At 73.2% G+C, this 3,439-nt stretch carries 4 protein-coding genes; all 4 read left to right on the top strand.

Annotated features, from left to right (window positions below):
• Window positions 1-706: NAD-dependent malic enzyme (locus EKO23_RS24445; protein WP_281281000.1), on the top strand; the 706-nt coding region annotated here is incomplete at its 5' end.
• A gap of 164 nt (window positions 707-870) precedes the next feature.
• Window positions 871-1,677, top strand: coding sequence for an SDR family oxidoreductase (locus EKO23_RS24440; RefSeq protein ID WP_217702803.1), 807 nt, complete (start codon window positions 871-873; stop codon window positions 1,675-1,677).
• Window positions 1,678-1,700: 23 nt separating this feature from the next.
• Window positions 1,701-2,669 (top strand): zinc-binding dehydrogenase, encoded by a 969-nt coding sequence (locus EKO23_RS24435; RefSeq protein ID WP_134721149.1) that lies wholly within the window; start codon window positions 1,701-1,703, stop codon window positions 2,667-2,669.
• Window positions 2,670-2,718: 49 nt separating this feature from the next.
• Window positions 2,719-3,408, top strand: coding sequence for an SDR family oxidoreductase (locus tag EKO23_RS24430; RefSeq protein WP_134721148.1), 690 nt, complete (start codon window positions 2,719-2,721; stop codon window positions 3,406-3,408).
• The last annotated feature ends 31 nt before the right edge of the window (window positions 3,409-3,439 follow it).

The raw sequence follows: 3,439 nt of genomic DNA, 5'->3' as shown, positions 1-3,439 counted from the left end.
GGTCTTCCACGACGACCAGCACGGCACCGCGGTGGTCACGCTGGCCGCGCTCGAGAACGCGCTGGCGCTCACCGCCCGCACCATGGCCGAGACCCGCGTGGTCGTGTCCGGTGCCGGTGCCGCCGGCGTCGCGGTCGCCCGGATCCTGCTGGCCGCCGGCCTCCGCGACCTCGCGGTGCTCGACCGCCAGGGCGTGCTCAACTCCCAGCGCCACGACCTCACCCCGGTGAAGCGGGCCCTCGCCCTGGACACCGCCGACCACTTCGGCCGCACCGGCGGCCTCGCCGAGGCGCTCGACGGCGCCGACGTCTACATCGGCGTCTCCGGCGGCCAGGTGCCCGAGGAGCACGTCGCCCGGATGGCGCCGGACGCGATCATCTTCGGCCTCGCGAACCCCAACCCCGAGGTGCATCCGGACCTCGCCCACAAGTACGCCAGGGTGGTCGCGACCGGCCGGTCCGACTTCCCCAACCAGATCAACAACGTGCTGGCGTTCCCCGGGATCTTCCGTGGCGCGTTCGACGTCCAGGCGTCGGCGATCACCGAGGGCATGAAGCTCGCCGCGGCCCAGGCGCTGGCCGGGCTGGTCGTCGACGAGCTCCGCGAGGACCTCGTCATCCCCGGGCCGTTCGACCCGCGGGTCGGTCCGGCGGTCGCGTCCGCGGTCGCGGAGGCCGCGCGTCGGGACGGCGTCGCCAGGGCGTAGACCCCGGGCCGGCGACACTGGGGTTCGGCGACACTGGGGTACATGGCACCCGGGTGGTCCATCTGGGTGGTGGTCTCCGTCCGGTGCCCCCGGTTAGCCTCGGACGTGTTTGGGGGTGGATCGCGGGCGTCCAGGCGTCCAGGCGGGGAGGCGGGACAGGGGGAATGAGGCACTTCATCACGGGTGCCGGGTCCGGGATCGGCGCTGCGGTGGCGGCGGCACTGCAGGCAAGGGGCGACGAGCTGGTTCTCCTGGCGCGCACGAAGGAGCGCGCCACGGAGCTTGCGACCGTGTTCCCCGGCGCGACCTTCATGGTCGGCGACCTCGCGCAGCCGACCGCCCTCGAGGCCATGCTGGCTCTGGCCGTGCTGCCGTGGGCCCTGGACTCGCTGCTCCACATCGCCGGCATCGCCCGCTTGGACCGGGTCCGGACGATGTCCGCGATGGACGCGCGGGACCAGCTCAACGTCAACCTGGTGAGCCCGATGGTCCTCACCAGCGCCCTGCTACCGGCCCTGCGGCGGCGCCGCGGACGCGTCGTGTTCGCCAACTCCTCCGCGGGCATCCAGTCCAGACCGGGGTGGGCCGCGTACGGCGCCTCGAAGTTCGGCCTGCGCGGCTTCGCCGACAGCCTGCGCGCCGAGGAGAGGTCGACGGGCGTCCGGGTGACGTCCCTCTACCTCGGGCGGACCGCGACCCCGATGCAGCGCCGGGTGCACGTCCAGGAGGGCTGGGACTACGACCCGTCCCGGTGGATGCAGCCGGATACGGTGGCCGAGTCCGTGGTCCAGCTGCTCGACCTGCCGGGCGACGCGGACATCCCCGCCGTGTGGATGCGACCACCGGCACCGGTCACCGACGACGACCTCGAGGCCGCCGTCCACCAGCAGGCTCCGGCTTCCCGGACCCACAGGGGGTTCGGCGAGCGGGACCACCACGAGACGGAGCGAGACGGGCTCTCGTTCTCCTGACGGCGCCCGCTAGCCTCGGGGCCATGTTCGCCGTCTACGCCTCGTCCTTCTCGACCGACGACCCGCTGAGCGGTCTGGTGGTGGGGGAGCGCCCCGACCCGGTCGCTCCCGACGGGTGGACCTCGGTCACCGTCAAGGCCTCCTCGCTCAACCACCACGACCTCTGGTCGCTGCGTGGCGTGGGGCTCAAGGAGGAGGCGCTGCCGATGATCCTCGGCTGCGACGCCGCCGGCATCGACGAGGACGGCAACGAGGTCCTCGTGCACGCGGTGATCTCCGACCCCGACTGGACCGGCGACGAGACCATGGACCCGCGTCGCTCGCTGCTCTCCGAGCGCTACCAGGGGACCTTCGCCGACACCGTCGTGGTGCCCCGGCGCAACGTCGTACCCAAGCCCGCGTCGCTCTCCTTCGAGGAGGCGGCGTGCCTGCCGACGGCCTGGCTCACGGCGTACCGCATGCTGTTCGTGCAGGGCGGCCTCAAGGCCGGCGAGTCCGTGCTGGTGCAGGGCGCCGGCGGCGGCGTCGCGACCGCGCTGATCGTGCTGGCCCGGGCCGGCGGGCTCAAGGTCTACGCGACCAGCCGGGACGAGGAGAAGCGCAAGCGCGCGCTCGACATCGGCGCGCACGAGGTGTTCGAGTCCGGCGCGCGGCTGCCGGTGAAGGTCGACGCGGTCATGGAGACCGTCGGCCGGGCCACCTGGTCGCACTCGATCCGCTCGCTGCGCGTCGGCGGGAAGATCGTGGTCAGCGGCACCACCTCGGGCCCCAAGCTCGACGACGCCGAGCTCACCCGGATCTTCTTCCTGCAGCTGCAGGTGATCGGCTCGACCATGGGCACCCGCCAGGAGCTGGCCGCGCTCACGCAGATGCTCGACGCCACCGGCACCCGGCCGCTCATCGACCGGGTGCTGCCGATGGAGGAGGCGCACGCCGGCTTCGCGGCGATGGCCGAGGGCCAGCAGTTCGGCAAGATCGTCTTCACCCGATGAGTCACCCCACCCGAACCCTCGCTGCGCTCGCGTTCCCGCGGGGGCCCCGATGATCCACCTGATCACCGGAGCCGGCTCGGGCATCGGCGCCGCGGTCGCTCGGGCCCTGCACGAGCGTGGCGACGAGGTGTGGCTGCTGGCTCGTACGGCGGAGCGGGCGGCCGACCTCGAGCGTGCGCTCCCGGGCGCACGGACCGTGGTCGGCGACCTGGCCGACCCGGCCTCGCTGGAGGCGATCACGGGCCTGCCCGAGCGGCTCGACACCCTGCTCCACATCGCCGGCGTCGTCGACCTCGCGCCCGTGGCCGAGGTGGACGCCGACCAGCTCCGTGCGCAGGTCGACGTCAACCTCGTCGCACCGATGCTGCTGACCAAGGTCTGCCTGCCGGCCCTCCGGGCGGCGCAGGGCCTGGTGCTGGTCGCGAACTCCTCGGCCGGCCTGACCGCCAGCCCCACGTGGTCGGCGTACGCCGCGTCGAAGTTCGGCGTGCGCGCCTTCGCCGACGCGCTGCGCGGCGAGGAGCAGGACCACGGCGTCCGCGTCACCACCGTCTACCCCTCGCGCACGGCCACGCCGATGCAGGAGAAGGTGCACGAGCAGGAGGGCCGGACCTACGACCGTCGCCGCTGGATCCAGCCGGAGACCGTCGCGGCCACGATCCTGCACGTCATCGACCTGCCGCCCGACGCCACCATCCCCGAGGTCACGATCCGTCCCCTCGTACCCCGCCCCACCTGACCGCCGAGGTGCCCGGTCTTGCTGGCCGAGG

The organism is Nocardioides guangzhouensis (genome assembly GCF_004519545.1).
GTDB classification, from domain to species: domain Bacteria; phylum Actinomycetota; class Actinomycetes; order Propionibacteriales; family Nocardioidaceae; genus Nocardioides; species Nocardioides guangzhouensis.
Note: the sequence above shows the minus strand (reverse complement) of the source record. Positions and strands in the feature narration are given on the sequence as shown.

Coding starts and splice junctions, on each gene's coding strand:
- EKO23_RS24440 (WP_217702803.1), top strand. CDS start 871: ATGAGGCACTTCATCACGGGTGCCGGGTCCGGGATCGGCGCTGCGGTG.
- EKO23_RS24435 (WP_134721149.1), top strand. CDS start 1,701: ATGTTCGCCGTCTACGCCTCGTCCTTCTCGACCGACGACCCGCTGAGC.
- EKO23_RS24430 (WP_134721148.1), top strand. CDS start 2,719: ATGATCCACCTGATCACCGGAGCCGGCTCGGGCATCGGCGCCGCGGTC.